This window comes from Kitasatospora sp. NPDC127035, from assembly GCF_042726075.1.
Classification (GTDB): domain Bacteria; phylum Actinomycetota; class Actinomycetes; order Streptomycetales; family Streptomycetaceae; genus Kitasatospora.
Genome location: NZ_JBHXDN010000010.1, coordinates 116,049 through 140,081, shown reverse-complemented (window position 1 = coordinate 140,081; position 24,033 = coordinate 116,049). Strand labels below are relative to the sequence as shown.

Here is a 24,033-nt window from a genome sequence, read left to right as displayed (position 1 = left end):
TCTTACCCGCGAACGCGAACCTAGCCGCCCATTCCCGGCGGCGCGTCGCGGGAACGGGCGGCCGGGGGCCGCGCCGGGGTCGGTCAGGGCGAGTCGGGGGTGGCGGTCACGGCGAAGACGGCGCCCTGCGGGTCCTGGACCACCGCCATCCGCCCGGCCTGCATGTCGAACGGCGGCTGGATCACCGCGCCGCCCGCCTTGACCAGGGCGTCCACCGTGGAGTCGGTGTCGTCGACGGAGAAGTACGTCATCCAGTGCGGGGGCGTGCCCGGCGGCAGGTACCCGGCGACCGGCTGCATCCCGCCCACGGTGTGGTCGCCGACGTTGAGGGAGTAGAACCCCTCCATGCCCTGGATGGTGCCCGGGCGCAGGCCGAGCGCCTGCTGGTAGAACCGGCCGGACGCCTCGGTGTCGGTGGTGTTGAGCTCGTTCCAGACCAGTGCGCCGGGCTCGTTGACGACGCCCGCGCCGATGAACTCCAGCTTCTGCCAGACCCCGAAGACCGCGCCGGTCGGGTCGCCGGCGACCAGCATCCGGCCGGTGTCGCCGACCTCCATCGTCGGGTACACGATGGTGCCGCCCGCCTCGGTGATCGCCCGGCCGGTCGCCTCCACGTCGTCCGAGGCCAGGTAGGTGGTCCAGCCGACCGGCGGCAGCGGCTGGCCCTCGGGGGCCGACCGGCCCATGATCCCGGCGACCGGCCTGCCGTTCAGCGAGCACACGGAGTAGCCGCCGAACTCGGGCGGCCCGACCTCGCCCTGCCAGCCGAACAGGTCACGGTAGAAGTCGAGTGCGGCCTGCTGGTCGCTCGCCATCAGGTCCACCCAACACGGGGTGCCGGGCTTGTACGGTGCGGTGACTACGGGCATTCCTGGGCCTCCCAAGCGATGGTCCTCCGCCGCGGCCGGTCCGGGACGCCGCGGCCGACCGGCCGCGCGACCGAACGGCCGTACACCGCCCACGATCGCCTCGCGCCCGCGATCCCGCCACCGGACGGCGCCCCGGCGGGCGACCGCTCGCCGGGGCGGCCGGGGCGGTCACTCCTCGTGGCGGGCCCTTCGGGCCGCGGCGGCGCGGGCGGGTCGGCCGCGCGCCGGCCGGGGGCAACGCGCACCGACTCGGGCCAACGCGCGCTGGTCCGGGGCAACGCACGCCGGTCCGGGGCAACGCACGCCGGTCGGCCGGTCAGCCGCCGGAACCGTAGGTCGTGCCCTCGCAGAGGTTGTCGTCCGCCGAGCGGGTGTCGTTGATGACGCTGGTGGGCAGCGGGGCCGGCTCGGCCGGGGTGGCCGGCGCGGCCGAGGCACCGGGGACGGTGGCGGTGGCGTCAGCCGTCCCGCCGTTGGCCGCCGCGAAGTCCTTGCCGACGATCACCGTGATCCCGGCCGTCTTCCCGGCCGCGACGGAGGCCCCCGGGAACAGCTCGGCGACCTTCTCCGCGTTCGCCCGCTGCCCCGTGCCGTACTCGATCATCGTGGTCGCGTACTTGGTGTTCATCGCCGCGCCCATCCTGGTGGCGGCGAACTTGGCCGTCTTCAGCAGCTCGGCCGCCTTGCCGTCCATCCCGCGGGAGACGGTGCCGTTGTAGACGCCCACCTTGATGCTCTGGTTGGCGGTGTCCGCGGCCGTGGTGGCGGCGGGGGTGGTCGGCGCGGCGGGCGCCACCGCCGGGGTCGTGGCCTCCGCGGGTTGCTCGCCGGTGGCGTTCTGGCCGTCGATGGTGCGGTCGGCCTTGATGGTCGCCCAGAGCTTGTCCGCGTCGGCCTTCACGAGTTCGAGGGCCTCGTCGGTGCGGATGCGCCACGGTGCGGTGACGAACTTGAGGTCGTGCATGTCGATGTCCTTCAGCGAGAGACCGAAGGACATCAGTTTGTCGACCGAGCCGAGGCCCTCGTCGACCGTCAGCGACTTGGTGGCCGCGTCGGCGAGCGGCAACAGGTTGGTGGGGGTGAGTCCCTGTTTCTTGATCTTCGAGGCGAGCGAGCTGAGGAAGGCCTGCTGGCGTTTCATCCGGCCGATGTCGGAGCCGTCGCCGATGCCGTGACGCAGCCGCACGTAGTCGAGCGCCTGCTGGCCCTGCACCTTCTGCGGACCCCTCTTCAGGACCACGTCGCCCTTCTTGGGCAGCTTCTGGTTGAGGTCCTTCTCGTAGATGTCCTCCGGCAGGCATATGTCGACGCCGTCCACCGCCTTGGTCATCGCGGCGAAGCCCTGGAAGTCCACCACGATGGTGTGGTTGACGAAGATGCCGGTGATCTTCTCCACCGCGTTCTGGGTGCAGGCCGGGTTCCCCGTCTCCGACCCTCCGGTCGAGAAGGCCTCGTTGAACTTCCCGACGTGCTCCTTCGTCCACTGCCCGTTCGCCTGCTTGCACTTGGGCAGGGTGACCAGGGTGTCGCGCGGGAACGAGATCCCGACCGCGTGTTTGTGGTCGGCGTAGACGTGCAGCAGGATCGTGGTGTCCGAGCGGGCGCCGCCGTCCTCGCCGCCCCCGAGGTCCGCGTTGCCCTTGCCGCGGCTGTCCGAGCCGATCAGCAGGATGTTGACCGGCTTGTTGCCGTTGGCGTCCGCCGCCGCCTCCGGCGGGCGCTCGGCGGCGACGCCGTCCTTGCCGAAGGACTTGATGTTGCCGTTGAGCTTCCAGTAGATCGCGCCACCGGTCCCGGCGATCAGCACCAGCGCGCCGGCGGCCGACCAGGCCGCGATCTTCTTGACGTTCCGCTTCGGCTTCCGGCTCGCCCGGGCCGCCGCGCGTCCGCCCGCCGGGGACGCACCCGCCGAGGACGCACCCGCCGGAGACGTGGCCGGTGCCGCGGTGCCGCCCCTGTGCGGCCCGGCCTTGGCGGGCCCGCCGTTGCCCGGCCCGCCCCTGCCCTGCGCGGCCCGCCGGGCCTCGGCCCGTCCACCGGTCCGCGGCGGCGGCACCGCACCGCCGGCCGCGCCGCCGTCCGTCAGCGCACCGGGCGCGTCGTCGCCACGAGCCGGGCTCTCGCCCCACTGACCTGACATGCGTGCACCTTTCACTGCCGGACGCCGCGCCCCCCTGCGACCGGACGCACTGCACACAGAGAAGACGGTCGAGACCGCCTCCGGGTTGCACATACGACGGTCGCAATAACGGACGGGCTCCCCGGCACCACCCCCGGGCGCCCGTTCCGCCCCACCGGTCCGCCGGCTCCCCGGGAGATTCACCCGGAGCGCACAAATCGCCCATACGAACAACCTGGCCTCGTCACAGGCCCCGCCCCGCACGCCGCCGGGGGTGTCCAGTGACGGGTGCATGCTTTATGTTGCACAGGCAGCACACGGGGGAGACGGCAGGCGGCGAATGGCACGGGACTACGACAGTCAGCTCCTGGAGTCGGTGGCGGTACGCCGCCGCAGGATGCGGGACTCGCTGCTCTTCGGCGCGGAGCGGGTGCGCCGGGCGGCGGACGAACGGCTCGGGAAGGTGTTCGCGGGGATCGCCATCGCGGCCGTCCTCTGCGCGGGCTGCGTCGGCTGGTCGTTCCTCCAGGCCACGCTCGCGAAGCAGAAGGCGGAGCAGCAGAAGCAGCAGCAACGCCAGGTGCAGCCGTACGGCGGGCCGACCGGATCGCCGGGTCCGGCGCCGACGGCGAGCCCCTCGCCGTCGTCCGGCCCGACCGGGCCGTAGCACCCCGGACGTGGCAGCGACGTGGAAGCACTGGTCCGAGAGGTCGAAAAGGGCGCGATGATAGGTTCCCACAAGTGGTGAGCACAGCAACGACTTCCCCGGCACGGCAGAGCAGGGTGACCCTGATCGGGGAGCGACGCCAGGCCGACGTGGTCCTGCCCGCCGACACCCCGATCGGGGTGCTGCTCCCGGACATCCTGCAGCTGCTCGACGACCGGACCGCGTCCCGGCCCATGGCGCGTCAGCTGATGACGCCGGACGGCTCCGCGCTGCCGCACGACAGCACCCTGGAATCGGCGGGGGTGGCCGACGGCGCCGTCCTGCGCCTCGTGCGGACCCACTCCGCGCCGCCCGCCCCGGTCGTGCACGACGTCATCGACCTGGTGGCCGACGACCTCAACCTCCAGGCCTGGCGCTGGCGCCCGGCCGCCCGACGGGGCAGCGCCGGCGTGGCGACCGTCGCCTTCGCGGTGACCGCCGCCCTCCTCGCCCGGCGCGAGTTCGCGCTCGACGCGCTGGCCGGCGTCCTGCTCGGCCTCGCCGCCGCGCTGGCGGTCGTCGGGGCACTCGTCGCCCGGATCGGGAAGGGCAACCGGGGCCTGGCCACCGCGCTCCTGCTCGCCTCGGGCGGACTCGGCGTCCTCGGCGCGTGGAGCGCCGCCGACGCCTTCGACTGGTCCGCGAGCGTACGGCTGGCCGCCGTCGCGGGCGCGCTGACCGTGACGGTCGCACTCCTCGGCGTCCTCTCCCCGCTCGGCCGCGGCGGTCTGATCGGCGCCGTCTCCGTCGCCGCGATCACCGCCGTGTGGGAGGCCGTCGCCGCCACCGGGGCCGACCCGGCCCGGATCGGCGCCGTGATGGCGGTGTTCTCCGTGGTGCTGCTCGGACTGCTGCCACGCCTCGCGCTGATGGGATCGGGGCTCACCGCGCTCGACGACCGCCGCTCCGGCGGAGCGTCCGTCAGCCGCCACGAGGTGGGCACCGCCCTGGCCGCCACCCACCGCGGGCTGGCGCTCGCGACCATCGCGACCGCGGTCTCGGCCGCCGGCGCGGGCTGGCTGCTCACCCTGACCGCCGAGCCGGACGTCTGGACCGTGGCGCTGCCGTCACTGGTCGCCGTGGTGCTGCTCTCCCGGGCCCGGGCCTTCCCCCTGGTCGCCGAGGTCGTGGCGCTGTTCACCGCCTCGGGGGTCCTCGTGGTGCGCCTGGCGCTGCTGTGGATGCGGCACGGCGGGGGTGCCGGGGCGCTTGCCGTCCTGTGCGCCGCCGCGCTGCTGCCGCTGCTCGTCCTGGCGGTCCAGCCGCCCGAGCACACCCAGGTCCGGCTGCGGCGGCTGGCCGACCTCGTCGAGTCCGTCGGGATGGTGGGGCTGTTCCCGCTGGCCGTCGGGGTGTTCGGGGTGTACGGGCAACTGCTCGACAAGTTCTGAACCGACGTCGAAGTCGGTTTCCGAGTCAACGCACAGGAGCTCCGGGCGGGGCGGTACGTGGAGTGGAAGGGGCGGTTGCAGGCATGCCGAACGGAGAGAACTGGCAGGGCGACGTCCTGCGCGATCTGAGGGCCCCGGCGCCCGGCCCGACGCCGGACCAGGCGCAGGCCCGGGCCCAGGCGCAGACCCAGCTGCAGGCCCTGGACCAGGCCCAGGCCACCGCCGCGCAGACCTTCGCCCAGGCCCTCACCGCTCCCGAACAGGGGTCGGCACCGGGATACGAGCAGGGATACGGACAGGCGTACGGGCAGGGGCACGAGCAGGCCCCCGCCGGACAGCCGCAGGGCGCCGCCCCCGGCCGGCAGGCCGTCGCGCCCCGGTCCCCCGACTCCCGGCCCACCGTCGACCGGAACCTCGCCGCCGTCGCCCGCAAGCCCCGCAGCGGCGAGGCCCTCGCGACCCGCGTCGCCCGCGCCGTCTGGAAGAACGTCTCCAAGTCCGCCGCCCGCGAGGTCGCCGAGGCCACCCGCACCGCCGAGATCCTCCAGCAGCCGGTCACGACCGGCCGCCAGATCGCCGTCACCTCCATCCGCGGCGGCGCCGGCAAGTCCACCGTCGCGGCGCTGCTCGGCACCACCTACGCGCACTACCGCAAGGACCCGGTCCTCTTCGTCGAGGCCGATCCGGCACTCGGCTCGCTGCCCGTCAAGCTCGGCGCCGAGACCGTGCGGTGGACCACCAGCGACGTCGCCGACATCGTCAAGCCGCAGATGTCGCTGCTCGACGTCACCGGCTACCTCGTCCAGCTCCGCAACAACTCCTGGCTGCTGCCGGGAAGCCAGGGCCAGATCGGCACGATGCTGGACGCCCGCGGCTACCAGCGCGTCATGGTCGCCCTGCGCCGCTACTTCGGCATCACCGTCGTCGACTGCCAGACCCTGCCCGCCGAGGTCGCCCGCGTCGCGCTCTCCGCCTCCCAGGCCCGCGTGCTGACCACCCCCGCGACCCTCGACGGCGTCGCCAGCACCCACGAGGTCCTCCAGTGGATGCGCGGCCTGCCGCCGCACGTGATCGCCGGCACGGTCGTCGTCGTCACCGAGCAGACCCCGCACTCCGGCGTCGACCTCGACGCCGCGGTGCGCACCCTCCGCTCCACCGGCACGAGCGTCCACCTCCTGCGGTACGACCGCCACCTCGCGGCCGGCGGCACCATCCGCACCGACCTGCTCACCCGGGCCACCCGGACGACCGCCACCCGGCTCGCCGCGGACGTCTTCGAGCTCTCCCAGAAGCGCCACTGACGATGAGCACCCGACTGATCCACCGCCCGGCCAGGACCGTCAGGCCCCCGGCCGCCCCCGAGGCCCGCACCATCGAGGCACCGCCCAACCTCCCCGAGGGGAAGGCCGGCAACATCGCGATGTCGCTGCTGCCGGTGGCCGGCGTGATGTCCTCGGTCGTGATGATGACGGTCGTCCGCAACAGCCAGTTCGCCGCCCTCGGCGCGCTGGTCCTGGTCGTCACCGTCATCGGCTCCCTCGGCCTGGTCTTCTCCCAGCGCGGCAAGGCCCAGCGCACCCGCCGCACCCAGCGCGAGGCCTACCTCTCCTACCTGGAGGACCTCCGCGAGGAACTCGCCGGCGAGGAGCGCGAACGGGGCGAGCACGCCGGCGTCCTCAACCCGCCGCCGCCCGCCCTGTACGACATCGTCCGCGACCCGGCCCGGCTGTGGGAGCGCCGCCGCGTCGACGGCGACTTCCTGCGGGTCCGCGTCGGCACCGGCGAGATGCCCGTCCGGGACCTGCGGATCGGTCAGCAGAGCTCGTCCGTCCTCACCCCGCCGGACCGCTTCATGCTCAACGAGGCCTCGGCGCTCACCACCCGCTTCCGCACCGGCACCGAACTCCCGCTCACCGTCCCGCTCGACCGCGTCGGCGACATCAGCGTCGTCGGCCCCCGCGAGGACTGCCTGCGCGTCGCCCGCGCCCTGCTCGTCCAGACCGCCGCCCTGCACGCACCCGACGACGTGACCGTCGCGCTCGCCGTGCCCGGCGACCGGCTCACCGACTGGGAGTGGGCCAAGTGGATGCCGCACCTGCTCGACACCGAGCAGCTCGACGGTCCCGTCGCCGCCCGCCGCATCGCCCCCTCCGTGGCCCAGCTCGCCCAGCAGCTCGGCCCCGAACTGCGCCGCCGCGCCTCCTACGCGGCCGAGGTGCGCCGGGGCCTGTCCGGCCAGGACGCCCTCTCCATGACCTCCCGACTGCTGGTGATCGCCGACGGGCACGGCGACGACGCCGTCGACCTGCCGCTCCCCGACGAGGCCGTCGGGCTGCGGGAGATGGGCGTCACCGTGCTGCACCTGCTCGAACAGCGGATCCAGGAACCCGGACAGATCGGTCTGCGGATCACCGTCGACGGCGACCGGGTGGTCATCGAGGACCTGCGCGAGGAGCAGCCGATCAGCGCCCACGGCACCGTGGACGAGGTCGGCGTCCCCTTCGCCGAGGGCCTGGCCCGGATGCTCGCCCCGCTGCGGCTGTCCGCCGAGTCGCTCGTCGACGCCCCGCTGTCCGGCCCGGTCGACTTCGCCGACCTGCTCGGCATCGACGACGTCGCCCGCCTCGACCTCGGCCGGCTCTGGGCGCCGCGCGGCGAACGCGCCTTCCTCCGCGTCCCCATCGGCATCAGCGACTCCCGCGAGCCCGTGCTGCTCGACCTGAAGGAGTCCTCCGAACTGGGCATGGGGCCGCACGGCCTCTGCGTCGGCGCCACCGGCTCCGGCAAGTCCGAACTGCTGCGCACCCTGGTGCTCGCCCTCGTCGCCACGCACCCGCCGGAGGACCTCGCACTGGTCCTGGTCGACTACAAGGGCGGGGCGACCTTCGCCCCCTTCGCGGAACTGCCGCACGTCGCCGGCGTCATCACCAACCTGGAGAACCAGGCCGGCCTGGTCGAGCGCGTGCACGCCTCGCTCGCGGGCGAGGTCAAGCGCCGCCAGCAGGTCCTCAAGGACGCGGGCAACGTCGCCGACATCGGCGCCTACGCCGCCCTGCGCGCCGAACGACGGCCCGACCTGGACCCACTGCCGCACCTGTTCGTCGTCATCGACGAGTTCGGCGAACTCCTCACCGCCAAGCCCGACTTCATCGACCTCTTCCTGTCGATCGGCCGGATCGGCCGCTCCATCGGCGTGCACCTGCTGCTGTCCAGCCAGCGCATCGAGGGCGGCAACCTGAAGGGCCTGGACACCTACCTGTCCTACCGGCTGGGCCTGCGGACCTTCTCCGCCGACGAGTCCCGCACCGTCCTGGACACCACCGACGCCTTCCACCTCCCGCCGCTGCCCGGCTTCGGCTACCTCAAGGTCGACACCAGCCACTACGAGCGCTTCAAGGCCAGCTACGTCTCCGGCGGCTACCGGGGCCCCGTCCAGCGCAGCGAACAGGAACAGAGCGGACCGCTCGCCCTGGAGTACCCGGCGTTCAACAGCATGTCCCGGCCCGAGGGCCGGGAGCAGCGGGAGCCGGCCACCCGGCGCCGCGAGACCGGCCCGACCGAACTCGGCGTCATCGTCGGACAGCTGGAGCACGCCGCCGACCCCGCCCGCCAGATCTGGCTGCCGCCGCTGCCCGGCGCCGTCCCGCTCGACGCGATCGCGGGCCCGCTGGACGTCGGTCCGCGCGGGCTGCAGCTCGCCCGGCGGCGCGGACGGCTCCAGGTGCCGCTCGGTCTCCTCGACGACCCGGCGAAGCAGTGGCAGGGCGAGTGGTTCCTGGACCTCACGGTCGCGGGCGGCCACGCCGCCGTCATCGGCGGCCCGCAGTCCGGCAAGACCACGCTGCTGCGCACCCTCGTCCTCTCGCTCGCGCTGACCCACACCCCGCAGGAGGTCGGCGTCTACGGCCTCGACCTGGTCGGCGGCGGCCTCCAGGCCCTGTCGGGGCTGCCGCACGTCGGCGGCATCGCCGGCCGCGCCGACCGCGAACGGGCGGCCCGCACGGTCGAGGAGGTGCGGACCATGCTCACCACCCGCGAGAACGTCTTCCGCGACCACAACATCGACTCCGTCGAGCAGCTGCGCACCCTGCACGCGGCGGGCCGGCTGCCCCGGCTGGCGTCCGCCGAGATCGTCCTCGTCATCGACGGCTTCGGCGCGCTGCGCGACGACTTCGAGGACCTCGACGACGCCGTCGTCGACATCCTCAAGCGCGGTGGCGGCTACGGCATCCACGTGGTGGCCGGCATGCTCCGCTGGAACGACGTCCGCATCGCCACCCAGTCGAACTTCGGCACCCGCGTGGAGCTGCGGCTCAACGACCCCACCGAGACCAGCATCGAGCGCAAGCTCGCCGCGACCCTCGCCGCCGACGAGCCCGGCCGCGTCCTGACCGACGGCCGGCTCTTCGCCCAGGTCGCCCTGCCCCGGACCGACGGGCTCGCCGACACCGCGGAGCTGGGCACCGTCCTGGAGCAGACGGCCCGCACCGTGCGCGCCACCTGGAGCGGCGAGGTCGCCCAACCCGTCCGGGTCCTGCCGCACGTCCTGGAGCCGCACCTGCTCCCGGGGCCGGTCGCCGAGCCCAAGCGGGTCCCGCTCGGCCTGGACCAGGCGGCGCTGGAACCCGTCCTGCTGGACCTCTTCCGGCACGACCAGCACCTGTTGGTGATGGGCGACAGCGAGTGCGGCAAGACCAACCTGCTGAAGACCCTCGCCGCCGGCCTGATCGAGCGGCACGGTGCGGACGAACTGGTCTTCGCCGTCATGGACCCGCGGCGCAGCCTGCGCGGCGTGATCCCGGAGGAGTACAGCGGCGGCTACGCGTACAACGCCCGGATGTGCGCGGGCCTGGCGGCCGGCGTCTCCACCGAGCTGGAACGCCGGCTGCCCGACGAGAACGCGCCGCTGGACGCGCTGGAAGCCGGCAGCTGGGGCGGCGGCCCGCGGATCGTGGTGCTCGTCGACGACTACGACGTGCTCACCACCGCCGGCCAGAGCCCGCTCGAACCGTTCCTGCCCTACCTCCCCTCGGCCGCGGACATCGGTCTGCACTTCGTGCTGACCCGCCGGGTGGCGGGCGCCTCGCGCGGCATGTACGAGCCGCTGGTGCAGGCCCTGCGCGAGTCGGGGGCGACCGCGGTGGTGATGGCGGGCGACCGCGGCGAGGGCCAGCTGTTCCCCGGGGTCTACGCCTCCCAGCAGCCCGCGGGGCGCGGGGTCCTGGTCCGCCGGGGGCAGGAGAACCGCCTGATCCAGACCGTCTACACGGCCGACTGACCGCACCGCCCGTCCCTCCCGCGCGTTCCCCGCGTCCTGGACACCCCGGACACCCGGACGCCCCGCACAGCCGAACGCGTGCCCGCCCGACCGCTCGCGCGCCCGCCACCCGTACGACCGCCACCCCCGCCACCCCGAAGGACCTCACGACCCCATGACCAAGGACGTCATCACCCTCACCCCGCGGATGCCCGACCCCTGGAGCGTGCTCGCCGGCCTGCTCGCCGGCGGGCCCGACAAGCTGGTGAACACGGCGGGCGAGGACGCGGTCATCCAGCTCTGCGACGAGCAGGGCCGGCCGCTGCTCTCCGTCGAGGCGCCGCTGCTGGTGCAGGTCCGGGGCGAGGCCGAGCGACTGCTCGGCGCGAACCCGCCGCGGGTCCCGTTCTGGTGGACGGAGGCCCGGGCCACCACCGGCGTCCCGGACGCGGAGCGGCTCGCGGGCGCCTTCGCGGCCCGGCTGGCCTCCCTGTCCGGGGGCAGCGCGTGGCCGCCGCAGGCCGCGCGGTCGACGGCCGTGGTGGAGACGGCGGGCCTGACCGCGGCGCCGGCGCCCGCCGCCGCCCAGCCCGCCGTCGACGTACTGACCGACAAGGTCGCCGTGGTCATCATGGACCGCCCGGTGGTCGCCATGACCGCCTGGCTCTCCGACGCCTTCCGGGCCGCCGCCGCCAGCAGCCGGGGCCTGCAGATCGTCACCCCCGCCGGGACGACGCTCTCCCCCGCCGTCCTCGCGAACCTGCCGGGCTGGCCGTCGCGCTGGGTCGTCCAGGACGATCGCGACGGCTACTACGACGGGCACACGGGCGCGGTGCTGCGCTGGCAGGAGGGCATGTTCGCCACCGTGGTACCGGCGGACGCCACCGCCGACGATCCGCGCACCCCGGTGGCGGCCGCGTACCAGGAGGTCCGGGCCTGCGCCGAACGGCAGTTGGCGATCACGTTCCGGACGGTCCACCCGGCGGACGACCGGCTGGTCCTCGGCGGCGCCCTGGAGACGGTCTGGCGCGAGCTCACCGGGGAGCCCCCGGCCGGCTGGGGCACCGCCGAACCCGCCAACCTGCCCTGGTCCCTCGGGCGGCTGACCGACCTCGCGCACTCGCGGGCGCCCGAGCCGACCTGGTTCGTGGTGGTCGGCAGCCCGGAGCGGCCGGGTCTGGCCACGCTGAAGGTCACCCGGACCAAGGCGGGGGTCGAGGAGGACGTGACCCTGGCGTTCGGCTACGGGGCCGACGAGGAGCCGCCGTTGGACGCGCTGCCGGGGGTCGCGGAGACGCTGGTCACCCGGCACCGGCTCCAGTCGATGCTCCTCCAGCTGCGCAGGGCCCGCCGCGACCTGGCGGTGCCGCCCCGCTTCGAGGGCCCGGGCGTGCCGCTGGCCTTCGTCCTCGGCGCGGAGGAGGTCCGGGCGCTGCCGGACGACCGCGCCCGGCGCACGCCGCTGTCGCAGCAGCCGGTGGCGCTCGGTCCGAAGACCCGGCCCGCCTACTACTACCCGCTGCCAGGGGACCCGTCCGACCTCTCCGGGTGGGCCGACTTCGAGCGGCTGGTGCGGCATTTGAAGGGCGCGTGAAGTCACCTTCACCTTGTCATATGTTCGTCACGGTCCCCCCCGACAGCTTGCGTTGTCGGGGTGAGTTGATAGAACGTTGGTAGCAAGTTGGATAGACATTCATTCGGTCGAGCGGACGGGGGAGCGGTATGAAGTTCGACATGGGGACGCAGGCGCTGACCAAGCTGATGTCCGGGTCCCGGACGTCGAGTGCGGACCTGGGCACGCTGATCAAGCAGCTGGTGCAGGCCGCCCAGCCGCTGGAGGGCAAGTTCAACGGCCAGGGCAAGGTCGCCTTCGACTCGTTCAAGTCGCGGTCGGACGAGATCACCCAGGCGCTGAACTCCTCGCTGTCGGCCATCCTGGGCGGCCAGTCGGGCATGGAGCAGGCCTTCGGCTCCGGCGACCAGGAGCAGGGCCAGAACGCGAAGCAGCAGATGGCGTCGGCGAACTTCGACGCGGCCCGGTTCTCGGGCAGCCGCTGACGAACGGCCCCGGAGCCTTCGTCAGAACCTTGGAACCACAACGGGGAGTGATGTGTGATGGCCGGTGGAACGGACCGCCGTTCGTACGACTCGGGCGCCTCGACCGAGGCGCAGCGCAACCTCCAGCTGGTCATCGGCCAGCTGGAGCAGGTGATCGCGGCGCGTGACGCGCAGGTGAAGGCCGCCATCGCGGACTTCACCGCCGACGGTGTGGCGGACGACTACCACGCCAAGGAACTGCGCTGGAAGAACGCCTCGCAGGAGGTGCGGAACATCGTCCAGCTGCTGAAGACGACGCTGGAGCAGAACGACGGCACGGCCCAGCAGACGCTGGCACGGGCGAAGGCCGCCGTCGCCAACATCGGCTGAACACGGCCGAACGGGTTTTGCCGGACGGTCTGACAACGGGGGTTGTTGATGGTTGCTTGGGACATCAAGCCACAGGGCGTACAGGGGCAGTTGAAGACTGTCGGCGGGCATGCGGGTGATCTGGAGACAGCTCTGAACACCCTGATGACGAACCTGTCCCAGGCGGCCCAGAACGCGGGCACCGCCGTGCCCGGTTCGCAGTCGGAGACCCGCCTGCAGGGGCCGGTGCCGGTCGGCGCGCCCCCGTTGTCGCAGAAGGCGATGGGCCCGGTCGCGGCCGCGCTGAGCCAGTACCTGGAGGGCCGGAAGGCCGAGCTGAAGTCGATGTCGGAGCGGATCGAGGCGTGCCTGCGCGGCGCGGTGAAGGCCACCAACGAGTACCTCGAAGGTGACCTGACGGCGGCGAAGCAGGCCCAGGACGCGGCGCGGGCCATCAACCTGGAAGCCCTGCGCGACCAGCCGGGGGGCAAGAAGTGACCGACAACAAGCCGGTCAACCCGTCCGAGGTCCCGGTGTTCACCGGGAACCTCGCGCTCCTCGACGCCAACGTCAAGGCCATCTCGACCAGTGGCCCCGCCATCTCCACCGCCACCGGCAACGTCCACACCAGCTTCGGCGGCCTGCGCGCCTTCTACCAGGCGCCCGAGGCCGAGCAACTCTTCGCGACCACCAAACCCGTCCAGGACCTCGGCCTCAAACTCAGCACCGACCTGTGCACCATCGCCGGCGCACTCGGCACCTACAGCCGCGACGCCGCCCCCATCGTCAAGAAGCTGCAGGACCTCAAGCACGAGGCCGAGACCTTCCGCAACAAGGCCAACAGCGACGACAAGTGGCGCGAGGACGGCGACCTCGTCGACGAGAACAACGACCGCCGCAACGAGATCGCCGAGGTCTGGACCCAGTTCCAGGCCGTCGAACGCGCCGCCCACGCCAAGATCGTCGCGCTCGTCGGCGGCTCCCCGCTCAAGGTCAACGACGGCTCCAACGGCAAGGACATGTACGGCTACGACGCCGAGGCGTTGAAGCAGTCCAAGACCCTCCCCTGGGGCGAGGCCGTCGAGGAGTCCATCCCCTGGTGGCAGGTCTGGGAACACGCCTGGGAGTTCGGCAAGGGCGTCATCGTCGACGGCGTCTGGGGCACCCTCGTCGGCCTCGGCACCCTCGTCGGCTTCCAGGGCTGGGACGCCGCCGGCCAGGCCTGGACCGGCCTCGCCAAACTCGCCACCGGCCTCGCCATCACCGCGATCCCCGGCGTCGGACCGCTCTTCCTCGCCGTCCCCGACGACAAGCTCCCCTCCTGGCTCCGCGACTCCCGCACCGCCATGAAGGAGACCGGCAAGGCCCTCCTCGCCTGGGACCAATGGGGCTCCAACCCCTCCCGTGCCGCCGGAGCCGTCACCTTCAACGTCCTCACCACCGTCTTCACCGGCGGCGCGGGCGGCGCCGCCGCCGGCGCAGGCAAGGCAGGCGCCGCCGCCAAGGCCATCTCCCTCGCGGGCAAGGCCGGCAGGGTCATCGACCCGATGACCTACCTCTTCAAGGGCGCCGGCGCCGGTTTCACCAAAATCGGCGACGTGATGACCAGCCTCAAGGGCCTCGGGAAATTCGAAGTCCCCACCATCAACATCGACAAGGCCGTCGCCCTCCCCGAAGGCGCCCTCAAACTCCCCGACGGCACCATCCGCATCCCCAAGAACGTCGCCGTCCCCGACGGCGCGTTCAAGGTCGGCGACGACACCGTCAAATTCCCCAAGAACACCACCACCCTGCCCACCGGCACCGTCAAACTCCCCGTCGACGGCCCACCGCGGTTCATGGACCCCAAGGGCAACATCTACGACGCCGGCGGCAACATCACCCAACACGTCGATGAGGCCAAGCCCGACATCGTCGACAGGCCCGCCAAGGACCACGCGCCCCTCAAGACGGAGACCCCCGTCAAGGTCGACACCCGCGAACTGGTCGGCGCCGGCGCCCGCGGCGGGAACGACGGCATCCGCCTCACCTCCGACGTGTCCGGCCCCGTCAACGTCGCCGACCACGTCCCCACCGGACGCGTCAACCCCGACAACTTCCCCACGGGGCGGGTCAACCCGGCGGACAACTTCCCCACGGGACGCGTCAACGCGGGCGACAACCTCCCCGGCGGCCACGCGGGCCACGGCCCCAGCAACGACCTCAACGCCCCGCGCGGCGGAAGCGGCGACGGCCCGGTCACCCCCGGCACCCACGGCACCCACGGCGGGGACGGCCCGACCACGGGCGGCTCCCACGGCAACGACGGTCCGGGCGGCGGCGGCACCCACGGCAACGACACCCCGGGCACGGGCGGCTCCCACGGCAACGACACCCCGGGCGGCGGCACCCACGGCAACAACACCCCGGGCACCGGCCCGGCCGGCACGGCCGACAACGCGGCCGGCGCCGGCGACAACGCCGCGACCCCGCGCCAGCCCGTGCCCCGTCCCGCGACCATGCTCGACGGCCCGAACCCGTACGGGGAGCGCGGCCGGCTCGACAAGGGCCAGATCGAGGAGATCCAGGTCTACCGGGCCAACGAGGAGCCCGGCTACTTCGAGGACCACTACAACATCCTCGGCCGCCGCCTGAGCGGGAAGCCGATCGACGAGAGCGGATTCCCCCCGCCGCAGCTCACCAAGCTGTCGGAGGACGGTCCGTGGATCCGCGCCAAGGACTCCCCCGAGGCGCCGGACCCGCACTACCTCGACATCGACGAGGTCCCGCTGGGCGCGGACAAGGTCACGGATCCCGTCCGCCTCAAGATCCTCGACGACCTCGCGCTGAAGCAGCAGAACGCCATCAAGTGGGACAACCTCGTCACGGACTGGATGAACCGCACCGGTCATCCGGACGCCCAGGGCGTCTACCGGGCGTCCCACACCGAGATGGGGACCGCCGCCGAGGCCTTCGGCGAAGGCGCCGCCAAGTACCACTTCGTCGCCGAGCACTACAAGGGGTTCGAGAGCGAGACCCTCCTCGGCCCGAAGAGCGGCAGCGACCAGTTCGACCAGGTGTGGGTGCACGAGGACGGCCGCGTCCTGGTCATCGAGGCCAAGAGCGGCCCCAAGACGGAGCTCGGCAAGCGCGACCTCCCCTCGCCCTCCGGCATGCCCGGCGTCAAGGGCCAGGCCGTTTCCCAGGGAAGCCGGGAATACTTCCTCGACATCCTGCGGGAAATGACCAAGCGCGGCGAAACGGACCTCGTCGAGAAAATCGAAAAGGCGCTCGACACCCCCGGCAAGCTCGACTATGTCGTCGTCAAGGGCGACTACAACACCGGTAGCTACAATGGCCTTCTGTACCAGAGGTTCGACATCAGCAAGGGGACTCTTCCGTGACCGTGACCGTCGAACGCCATCTGGTGCCCCGCCCCGATGCGGAGGCGTTCGCCGACCGGCAGAGCCAGGCGGTCTCCGGTCGGGTCGACCGGCTCGAACGGTCCGCCGAATCGATCGACTTCGCCTTCAGCACCGCCGTCCTCGCGTTCCAGTCCCACATCGCGGCCGACCCGGAAGGCAGCCGGCTGGAGACCTGGCAGGCCGCGGTCGTCGCGATGCAGCTGGGCGACGCCCTGTTCGCCGTGACCGGGACGGACGAGGGGACGGTCGAGTGCTTCATCGAGGACAAGCAGCGGACCGTCCAGGCGATCGGCCTGCGGAAGTTCGCCAACGCCGGGAACTGGTTCAGCGCGTTCTGGCTGGCCGTCATCTGCCGTGACCGGCAGCGGATGACCCGGCTCGCCGAGATCCCGCTGGAGCGGCTGCGCGCGGCCGAGGGCGCCTACGACGAGTTCGTCTTCCACTGGGTCGACGTCCAGCAGACCTACTGGCTCCGCCGGCCCGAACTGGTCGAGAAGCTCACGGCGGCGTTCGCGACCGCGACCCCCGAGGCCTCGCCGAACACCCCGGTCGACGCGCTGCAGGGGATCATGTATCCCCCGCTCAACCTCTTCTACCACTTCGTGCGCGGGCGCAAGGAGGAGTTCGGCCCCGCCCTCGCCGAGGCCCTCAACCTCCACAAGGCCTACTGGACCCTGGACGAGGACCGTGCCACCGACGTCGACGGCGCCCTCCCCCTCGGCCCGTTCGCCATGGCCTGCCTCGCCTACGACGGCAAGTTCCCCGTCGGCGTCGAGTCCGGGTACCTCCCCAAGTACATCCTCGAACGCTTCTGGTACGGCGAGTTCCCCACGTGATCCGGCGCCACCTCCCCCGCGCGGACGGCGCGGCCGGAGCCGTGGCGCACGGGCGGCGGACGTGAGGAGGCCCGGGCCGGACATCGTCCGGCCCGGGCCTCCTGCGGTGGGGCGCCAGGGGCTCGAACCCTGAACCTACGGATTAAAAGTCCGCAGCTCTGCCAATTGAGCTAGCGCCCCGTGGTCCGCGCCGGGGGGAGCGAACCACGGCGATCCTACCCGGTACGGGGAGGGGCTTCGCCAGTGGATTGCGCGGGCGCGCCGGGTTCAGGGGGCGGGGGTGGCCGCCGGGGTGTAGTGGGCGGCGCGGACGCGGTGGAGCCAGGCCTCGGCGGGGCGCTCGTCGGGGCGGTCGGGGAGGGCGCCGGGCCGGTCGAGGCGCTCCTTGGCGGCGGCGAGGAGGCGTTCGGCGACGGCGGGCTCGTCGGCGATGCGTTCGCCGAGCTCACGGACGCGGCCCGGGTCGGGAAGGCGGACCAGGTTGTGGCCGGTCTCGTGGAGGTGGACGGCCTGTTCCAGCAGGCGGACCAGGTGGCGGGCGTGCTTGGCGGCCCGGGCCCTGGTCGTCGCCTCGGTGGTGTCACGGGTCAGGAGCTTCCTGAACTGCTGGGTGGCGTAGCCGAGGTAGGCGTTGCGGACGGCGCGGGCGCTCAGGAACGACCGGCGTATCGCCATCAGCTCGTCGCCGAGCGGGGTGCGGACCTCGTACAGGTCCTCGGGCAGCCAGACGAGTTCGGTGGCGGTGGGGTTGCAGCTCAGCGCGAGGCGGCACCACTTGGCGGCCTCGTGCAGGGTGCGGTCGGGCGCGGTGGTGACCTGTGACTCGGCGGGGTGGTGCAGGCCGTGGAAGCCCTCGGTCGGGGCGGCGAAGAGGCCGAGACGGTCGATGTCGGAGCCGGCGTGGGCCAGCCCGTACGCGGTCGAGCCGACGATGCCGGACAGCAGGACGGCGCCGGGGGCGGTGGCGGGCATGGGCTTCCCTTCGTCGGATCTCGGTTGGCAGTGTCACCCGGCGGGGCCGCGCCGGGCGAGCGATTTCCGGGCGGCGGCGTCCACCGCGACGGGCCGCGGGCGGTGGACCCGCCGCGGACCTGACCTCCCCCGGGGCCGCCCCCGGAACCGCCCCCGGGGCCGCGCGAGGTCGCGGGCGGGCCCCGGGACTGCCGCTCAAGCCCGCTGCTCCGCAGCCGAGTTCGGTGCGCCGAGGACCACGAGGGCGGCGGTGGCGACGCCGGCGGCGAAGCGGAGAAGAGTAGGGTGCGGAGCATGTCGACCGCCACCGATTCAGCTGCCGCTTCCGAGCAGACCGACCGCCCCGACGTGGTCCTGATCACGGGTGCCGGGCGCGGCATCGGAGCCGCCACCGCTCGGCTGGCCGGCCGCCGCGGCTACCGCGTCTGCGTCAACTACCGGACCGACGAGGGCTCCGCCGCCGCCGTGGTGGAGGAGATCCGGGCCGGGGGCGGCACCGCGCTCGCCGTCCGGGCCGACGTCACCCGCAGCGCCGAGGTGGAGCGGCTGTTCGCCACCGTCGACGCCGAACTCGGTCCGCTCACCGCGCTGGTGAACAACGCCGGGACGCTGGAGAAGCAGGGCCGGCTGGAGGACATCGACGAGGAGCGTCTCAGCCGGATCTGGGCCGCCAACATCACCGGTCCGTTCCTCTGCGCCGCGCAGGCGGTCCGCCGGATGTCCACCCGGCACGGCGGGCGGGGCGGCGCGATCGTCAACGTCTCCTCCGCCGCCGCCCGGCTCGGCTCGCCCAACGAGTACGTGGACTACGCGGCCGCGAAGGCCGCCGTCGACACGATGACCCGCGGCCTGTCCCTGGAGGTCGCGGCCGAGGGCATCCGGGTCAACGCCGTCCGCCCGGGGCTGATCCACACCGGGATCCACGCGCTGGGCGGCGAGCCCGGCCGGGTCGACCGGGTCGCGCCGGGCCTGCCGATGCGTCGGGGCGGGGAGGTGGAGGAGGTCGCCGAGGCGATCCTGTTCCTGCTGTCGCCGGCCTCCTCGTACACCACGGGGGCGTTCCTGGACGTGTCCGGCGGGCGGTGACGAGGGCAGTGGCCGGGGCCCCGGCGGGGATCCCTCCCGGCGGGGCCCCGGCGGCTCAGTGGTGCCAGGCCCGGCCACCGGTGTTGTGGATGAAGCGCTGGAGGACCTTGAGGGTGGTCAGGTACTCCTCGTCGGTGATGTCCGCGTGGCGCTCCGCCCAGAGGTCGTCCTGGAGGCCGGCCGCCTTGTCGAAGAACGCCCGGCCGTCGGAGGTGAGCGTGAGGCGGCCCCCTGCCTCCTCCACGATCCAGCCCTGCGTGACGGTGGTGTCGATCTCCGCGGCCAGGGCCTCCGGCCCGGTGTCCAGGTACTCGCGCAGGACCCGGGAGACGTCCTCCCGCGTCAAGGGCGCACCGGCGCGGGCCACCTGGGCCAGCACCCACCACTGCGGCTGGGTGGTGCCGATCTCCTCCAGCGCGCCACGGGTGCGGGTGACGACGGCCTTGTAGGCCGCCCAGCTCCAGTACCCGATGGGCTGCTTGATCAACTCGGCGTCGCTGTGCGAGTACTCCACGGCCGGCTCCCTGTCCTCTGTTCCGCCCGGCTGCGACGACTCCGCGCCGGGCCGGTTCCTCGACACCGACCCTAGGAATTGAAGCCGACTTCAAGTCAAGCGTGATCGCAGTGTCCCGATTCCTTCCCCCGGCGGCGCCCGCGCCCGTACGGTAAGGGCCATGACCGACGACCTGCCGGACCGTGAACCCGACCTGCCGTCCGCCTTCATCGACATCCCCGGGGTGCGCAACTTCCGCGACGCCGGAGGCGTCGGCTCGCTCCGGCGCGGCGTGCTCTTCCGCTCCGGTTCGTTCCACACCCTCGCGCCCGAGGGAGCCCAGCGGCTCAAGGCGCTCGGGCTGCGGACCGTGATCGACCTGCGCAGCCCGTTCGAGCTGGACGTCTGGCCGGACCTGCGGCACGGTCTCGACCACGAGACGCTCAGCCTCCCCACCCTGCCCGCCAACCGCGAGGACACCGACCGGCCCTGGCCGGAGGGCCAGGCGGAGCTCTACCCGTTCATGGCCGCGACCGCCGGTCCCTCGCTGGTCGCCGCGATCCGCAGGCTCGGCACCCCCGGCACCCTGGCGGCCGTCGTCCACTGCGCCGTCGGCAAGGACCGCACCGGGCTCACCATCGCCGTCGTCCAGGAGCTGCTGGGCGCCTCCGAGGCCGAGATCCTCGCCGACTTCCTGCGCTCCAACACCGGACTCGGCCTCCTCGACGGGCCCACGCCCTACATCGACGAGACCGGTACCGAGCGCATCTCCCGGCCCATCTCCGAGGAACTCCTCACCTCCTCCTTCGACTGGATCCGTGCCCACCACGGCTCCGTCACCGCCTACCTGCACGCCCACGGCGCGACGGACGAGGACCTCGACGCCCTCCGGGCCAACCTGTCGGAGTGACGGGAACGCGGGAGGCGGCGGAGCGGGGGGAGAACGGGGCATGAGGCGTGGCGAACTGCTCGCCGGGCTGGCCGGGATCCGGCAGGCGCAGAGCAACGGCGTCCGCGCGCCGCACAAGCCGCTGCTGCTGCTCTGGCTGCTCGGCCGCCACGCCCGTCTCGGCACCAGCGAGGTGCCGTACGCGGAGGCCGAGCAGCCGGTCAGCCGGCTGATCAACGACTACGGGCCCGCCGTCGGCCGCAACACGGCAGCCCAGCGGGCGGCGATGCCGTTCGTCCACCTGGAGCGGAGCCTCTGGACCCTGCGGGACGGCGCCGGGCGGCCGCTCGACGCCAAGGACGTCCGGGACAGCGGTGCCGCACTGCGCCGGGTCGACGCGGTGGGCCGGCTGCGGCCGGAGGTCGAACGGCTGCTCACCGAGGACCCGTCGGCCCTCGCGGTCGCCGTCCGGCTGCTGCTGGACCGGCACTTCACACCCACCCTGGAGGCGGCGATCTGCGAACAGGCCGACGTCGCCCTGCCCGAGCTGGACGTCGCCGACCTGGAGCTCCCTGCGGCGGGCGGGACGGGGGGCGGGCCGGGGGGCGGGCCGGCGTACCGGATCACCCGGCGCCGGGTCCGGGCCGCCGGCTTCGCCGCCGACGTGCTGCGGGCGTTCGACCACGCCTGTGCGATCTGCGGGTACGACGGCCGGCTCGGCCGCGCCGCCGTGGGCATCGAGGCGGCGCACGTCCAGTGGCACAGCCAGGGCGGCCCCGACGTCGTCGACAACGCGCTCGCGCTCTGCTCCCTGCACCACGCGCTGTTCGACTTCGGCGTGCTCGGGGTGACGGAGGACCGCACCGTCCGTGTCTCCCCCCACTACCGGACGGACTCACCCGCGGGCCGGGCCGTCCTGGCCCTGGGCGACCTCCCGGTGGCGCGCCCCGACCGACCGCTCTCGGCGCGCGCGCACGACTTCCTGGGCTGGCACGACCGGTCGGTGTTCAAGCACGCGGGGTTCGTCCTGGGCTGACCTGCGACGGGCCGCTACTGCCGTTCCAGCCGCCACCACTGGGCCGGCGAGTCGGTGTCCTCCCACTGGTGGACGGGGGCGGGCGGCTCGGTGACCGGACCGTCCGGGGCGGTGAGGGCCTTGCCGCTGACGAAGCTGGTGAGCGTGTACGTGCCGGGGTCGTCGAGGTGGTGCTCGACCAGCCATTCCTGGGCGCCGAAGGCGTTGGCGGACCACTGCTGGACCGGGACGCCGTTCTCCGGAGAGGCTCCGGTGACGTCGAGCCGCTTGCCGCCGGCGACGTTCTCGACGTGGAACAGCGCACCACCGAGGTGGACGGCGCTCAGCCGCCAGAGCTGCGCGTCCGAGCCGTCCTCCGCACCGAGCACCGCCTTGGCGCCGCTGCGGCGGCTGCCGTCGGCGATCTCCAGCAGCAGGCCGGCGGCGACGTTCCGGATCCGGTAGAGGCCGTCGGTGATCACGTGGTCAGTCACGGGGGGAGTCTCTCACCGGGCTACGACAGCCCGGTGTTCCCAGGTGGACGCGGCGGCCAGGACGAGGACGACGGTGCCCACCTGCACCGGCGCGGAGGCGGAGGTACCGAGCGGCACCGCGGTCACCCGGGTGAGTACGGGGCACGGCGACCGGGCCGCGCGGGGGATTTCGCCGGACGGGCGGCGGAGCGGCCCGCACGAGGACGCGCGCCGCGGGCGGGCTATGGTCGGAGGTCCGAGGAGTCTGCTGAGGAGTGGAGTCGACCATGGCGAGGATCCCGAACGCGCTCACGGCCACCGTGCCCGCCGCGCTGACCGCGGCGAGCGGTCTGGTCGGCGGCTACGGCGTCGCCCGGTGGACCGGCAACCGCCAACTCGGCGGGGCCGTCCTGGCGGTGGCGGGCGCCGGCGCGGCCGCGCAGTGGCACCGGCGTTCGGGTGCGGCCACCGCTGCCGCGCTGACCGGGCTGTACGTGGTCGCGTTCGGCGGCTCGCACCCGCTGGCGAAGCGGATCGGCGCCTGGCCGTCCGTCCTCGCCGTCACCGGCGTGGTCGCCGCCGCCTCGGCCGTCGCGTCGGCGGTCGTCACCAGGCCGTCGGCCCCCAGGGGCTGAGCCCGCGCGGGGGCTGTCAGCCCCCGAACCGCGCCTCGAAGGCGTCCCGGTTCGGCGAGACCGGCGTCCGGTCCCAGACCGCGAACACCACCCGGTCGAAGGCGGCCCCGTACCGGGACAGCGCCCCTTCGAAGGCCTCCGCCACCTGGGCCGGGTCGTTGCGGAACACCCCGCAGCCCCACGCCCCCAGCACCAGCCCGCGTATCCCGTGCCGCGCCGCCGCGGCGAGCACCCGCTCGGCCCGCTCGGCGAGCACGCCCCGGACGTCCACGGTCGCACCGGCGTCCACGGCCGGGCCGGCCGTCTCCGTCCCGGTGTCCCCGGCGTCCGAACGCAGCGCCAGCTGACCGGCGTTCGGTGCCGGCGAGGTGAGGAAGGTGACCGGGTACGGCCGGGCCAGCAGCTCGCCGCCCCCGCCGCGGATCACCGGCACCTCGGGCGAGACGATCACCCGGTGGCTGTACCTGAGGTCGCGGGAGGCCCGGTGCGCCTCGTAGTAGTCCGGCGCCTCCAACAGGCAGGTGTACAGCAGGGCGCTGCGGCAGAGGTCCTCCTCCTGGGCGCGGGCGCCCCGCAGGTAACCGCCGCCCGGGTTCCGCGCGGAGGCGAAGTTGAGCACCCCGACGGGGCCCGCGCCCGCCTCGACCAGCCGCCGGGCCGCCCCGATGCTGCCCTCGGCGGTGACCTCGACGGCCTCGGGCCGCACCACCGGCCCCGGGCCGCCCGCCGACACCAGCCCGTCCAGCTCCGCCGGGGCGTACGACACCGTCCCGGCGCGGGCCGCCGCCAACGACCCGGCCAGGTCCACGAGCTCGCCCCCGGGCGCCCGGTAGCTCCCCCGCTCGACGATCCCCTCGTTCTCCGCCGCCACGTTGCGCATTCTGCTGCTCATGTCCGCGACGGTAGGGGACGCCGGCCGGCCGGCGCCACTGGTTATTCTCAGCACCAGAACAACGCGCCCGGCCCGCCCGGACGCCGCCCGCCCCCTTCCTGCGGGCGGGAACGCCGACGGGCCCGCTCCACCGAGGTGGAACGGGCCCGTCGTCAACGCTCAGTCACCGCGCCCCGCGGCCTCGCCGGAGGGCCGGGACGCCTGCGGCGTCAGTTCTTCCAGCGCGGCTTGCGGTCGTCGCGGTTGAAACCGCCCGAGCTGGGGCCACCGGGGCGGCCACCGCGGTCGTCACGGTCACGGTTGAAACCGCCACCGGCCTGCGGGCGGCCACCGGAGCGGTGGTCGTCACGGCGGGAGAACGGACGGCTGCTGCCGCCGCCGGCGCTGCCACCGCGCTCGTCACGGCCGAAGGCCGGACGGTCACCGAAGGAGCGGGCCGGGCGGTCGCCGAAGGAGCGGGCGCCGCGGTCGTCACGGTCGCGGTTGAAGCCGCCGCGGTCGTCACGGTCACGGTTGAAGCCACCGGGGCGGCCACCGCGGTCGTCACGGTCACGGTTGAAGGACGGACGGTCCCCACGGTCGCGGTTGAA

At 73.5% G+C, this 24,033-nt stretch carries 20 protein-coding genes, 1 tRNA gene and 1 pseudogene; 14 read left to right on the top strand and 8 right to left on the bottom strand.

The annotated features are described in order from the left end of the window. Window positions 1-83: 83 nt before the first annotated feature. Both ACFWIC_RS09355 and ACFWIC_RS09350 read right to left on the bottom strand, forming a co-directional pair. A complete protein-coding gene (locus ACFWIC_RS09355) occupies window positions 84-869 on the bottom strand; it encodes a VOC family protein (protein WP_329878604.1) in 786 nt (261 codons plus the stop codon). Between the two features lie 316 nt (window positions 870-1,185). Beyond that, entirely contained in the window at window positions 1,186-3,009 is a 1,824-nt protein-coding gene (locus ACFWIC_RS09350; protein WP_380517258.1) for an LCP family protein, read from the bottom strand. Window positions 3,010-3,328: 319 nt separating this feature from the next. On the opposite strand from ACFWIC_RS09350, the gene ACFWIC_RS09345 reads away from it, so the two are divergent. The 10 genes from ACFWIC_RS09345 (at window position 3,329) to ACFWIC_RS09300 (ending at window position 16,988) form a co-directional block, all read left to right on the top strand. Next, window positions 3,329-3,655, top strand: a complete 327-nt coding sequence (locus tag ACFWIC_RS09345) for a hypothetical protein (protein ID WP_329878608.1) — start codon at window positions 3,329-3,331, stop codon at window positions 3,653-3,655. Window positions 3,656-3,729: 74 nt separating this feature from the next. Then, window positions 3,730-5,085: a type VII secretion integral membrane protein EccD gene (eccD, locus tag ACFWIC_RS09340; protein ID WP_329878610.1), complete on the top strand. Its 1,356-nt coding sequence runs from the start codon at window positions 3,730-3,732 to the stop codon at window positions 5,083-5,085. A gap of 83 nt (window positions 5,086-5,168) precedes the next feature. Beyond that, window positions 5,169-6,386: a MinD/ParA family protein gene (locus tag ACFWIC_RS09335; protein WP_380517255.1), complete on the top strand. Its 1,218-nt coding sequence runs from the start codon at window positions 5,169-5,171 to the stop codon at window positions 6,384-6,386. Between the two features lie 2 nt (window positions 6,387-6,388). Further along, window positions 6,389-10,363 carry a type VII secretion protein EccCa gene (gene eccCa / locus ACFWIC_RS09330; protein WP_380517252.1) on the top strand — a complete coding sequence of 1,325 codons (3,975 nt, stop codon included), beginning with the start codon at window positions 6,389-6,391 and terminating at the stop codon, window positions 10,361-10,363. Window positions 10,364-10,517: 154 nt separating this feature from the next. Beyond that, a complete protein-coding gene (locus ACFWIC_RS09325) occupies window positions 10,518-11,936 on the top strand; it encodes a DUF6177 family protein (protein ID WP_380356532.1) in 1,419 nt (472 codons plus the stop codon). Between the two features lie 128 nt (window positions 11,937-12,064). Continuing rightward, on the top strand, window positions 12,065-12,400 hold the full coding sequence (locus tag ACFWIC_RS09320) for a hypothetical protein (RefSeq protein WP_329878615.1): 336 nt from the start codon (window positions 12,065-12,067) through the stop codon (window positions 12,398-12,400). Window positions 12,401-12,457: 57 nt separating this feature from the next. Then, a complete protein-coding gene (locus tag ACFWIC_RS09315) occupies window positions 12,458-12,769 on the top strand; it encodes a pore-forming ESAT-6 family protein (RefSeq protein ID WP_329878617.1) in 312 nt (103 codons plus the stop codon). A 48-nt stretch (window positions 12,770-12,817) separates the two neighbouring features. After that, complete coding sequence (locus tag ACFWIC_RS09310) at window positions 12,818-13,246, top strand: DUF6507 family protein (RefSeq protein WP_329878619.1); 429 nt, start codon at window positions 12,818-12,820, stop codon at window positions 13,244-13,246. Then, complete coding sequence (locus ACFWIC_RS09305; RefSeq protein ID WP_380517247.1) at window positions 13,243-16,131, top strand: hypothetical protein; 2,889 nt, start codon at window positions 13,243-13,245, stop codon at window positions 16,129-16,131. The genes ACFWIC_RS09310 and ACFWIC_RS09305 overlap by 4 nt, the downstream gene beginning before the upstream one ends. Beyond that, window positions 16,128-16,988, top strand: a complete 861-nt coding sequence (locus ACFWIC_RS09300; RefSeq protein ID WP_329878623.1) for an immunity 49 family protein — start codon at window positions 16,128-16,130, stop codon at window positions 16,986-16,988. The genes ACFWIC_RS09305 and ACFWIC_RS09300 overlap by 4 nt, the downstream gene beginning before the upstream one ends. Before the next feature lie 107 nt (window positions 16,989-17,095). On the opposite strand, the gene ACFWIC_RS09295 is transcribed toward ACFWIC_RS09300, so the two are convergent. Together ACFWIC_RS09295 and ACFWIC_RS09290 are read right to left on the bottom strand one after the other, a co-directional pair. Then, window positions 17,096-17,168, bottom strand: a tRNA-Lys gene (locus ACFWIC_RS09295). 87 nt (window positions 17,169-17,255) lie between these two features. After that, on the bottom strand, window positions 17,256-17,960 hold the full coding sequence (locus tag ACFWIC_RS09290; RefSeq protein WP_380517245.1) for a DNA polymerase beta superfamily protein: 705 nt from the start codon (window positions 17,958-17,960) through the stop codon (window positions 17,256-17,258). A gap of 294 nt (window positions 17,961-18,254) precedes the next feature. Here ACFWIC_RS09290 and ACFWIC_RS09285 point away from each other — a divergent pair, with 294 nt between their 5' ends. Next, on the top strand, window positions 18,255-19,046 hold the full coding sequence (locus ACFWIC_RS09285; protein ID WP_380517242.1) for an SDR family oxidoreductase: 792 nt from the start codon (window positions 18,255-18,257) through the stop codon (window positions 19,044-19,046). Window positions 19,047-19,101: 55 nt separating this feature from the next. On the opposite strand, the gene ACFWIC_RS09280 is transcribed toward ACFWIC_RS09285, so the two are convergent. Beyond that, the gene (locus ACFWIC_RS09280; RefSeq protein ID WP_329878629.1) at window positions 19,102-19,560 is read right to left on the bottom strand and encodes a MarR family winged helix-turn-helix transcriptional regulator; all 459 of its coding nucleotides are present in this window, start codon (window positions 19,558-19,560) and stop codon (window positions 19,102-19,104) included. Window positions 19,561-19,720: 160 nt separating this feature from the next. Between ACFWIC_RS09280 and ACFWIC_RS09275 the strand changes: the two genes are divergently transcribed. Together ACFWIC_RS09275 and ACFWIC_RS09270 are read left to right on the top strand one after the other, a co-directional pair. Beyond that, window positions 19,721-20,449: a tyrosine-protein phosphatase gene (locus ACFWIC_RS09275; protein WP_329947862.1), complete on the top strand. Its 729-nt coding sequence runs from the start codon at window positions 19,721-19,723 to the stop codon at window positions 20,447-20,449. A 40-nt stretch (window positions 20,450-20,489) separates the two neighbouring features. Continuing rightward, window positions 20,490-21,464 carry a phosphorothioated DNA-binding restriction endonuclease gene (locus ACFWIC_RS09270; RefSeq protein WP_380362602.1) on the top strand — a complete coding sequence of 325 codons (975 nt, stop codon included), beginning with the start codon at window positions 20,490-20,492 and terminating at the stop codon, window positions 21,462-21,464. A gap of 14 nt (window positions 21,465-21,478) precedes the next feature. On the opposite strand, the gene ACFWIC_RS09265 is transcribed toward ACFWIC_RS09270, so the two are convergent. Further along, window positions 21,479-21,937 carry an RICIN domain-containing protein gene (locus ACFWIC_RS09265; RefSeq protein ID WP_380362600.1) on the bottom strand — a complete coding sequence of 153 codons (459 nt, stop codon included), beginning with the start codon at window positions 21,935-21,937 and terminating at the stop codon, window positions 21,479-21,481. A gap of 266 nt (window positions 21,938-22,203) precedes the next feature. On the opposite strand from ACFWIC_RS09265, the gene ACFWIC_RS09260 reads away from it, so the two are divergent. Then, the gene (locus ACFWIC_RS09260; protein ID WP_329878637.1) at window positions 22,204-22,551 is read left to right on the top strand and encodes a hypothetical protein; all 348 of its coding nucleotides are present in this window, start codon (window positions 22,204-22,206) and stop codon (window positions 22,549-22,551) included. A 16-nt stretch (window positions 22,552-22,567) separates the two neighbouring features. Here the strand turns inward: ACFWIC_RS09260 and ACFWIC_RS09255 are convergent, their stop codons facing one another. Together ACFWIC_RS09255 and ACFWIC_RS09250 are read right to left on the bottom strand one after the other, a co-directional pair. Further along, window positions 22,568-23,443, bottom strand: a complete 876-nt coding sequence (locus tag ACFWIC_RS09255; RefSeq protein ID WP_329947859.1) for a TIGR02452 family protein — start codon at window positions 23,441-23,443, stop codon at window positions 22,568-22,570. Window positions 23,444-23,652: 209 nt separating this feature from the next. Beyond that, window positions 23,653-24,033: pseudogene (locus ACFWIC_RS09250) on the bottom strand (RNA helicase); the annotation flags it as partial.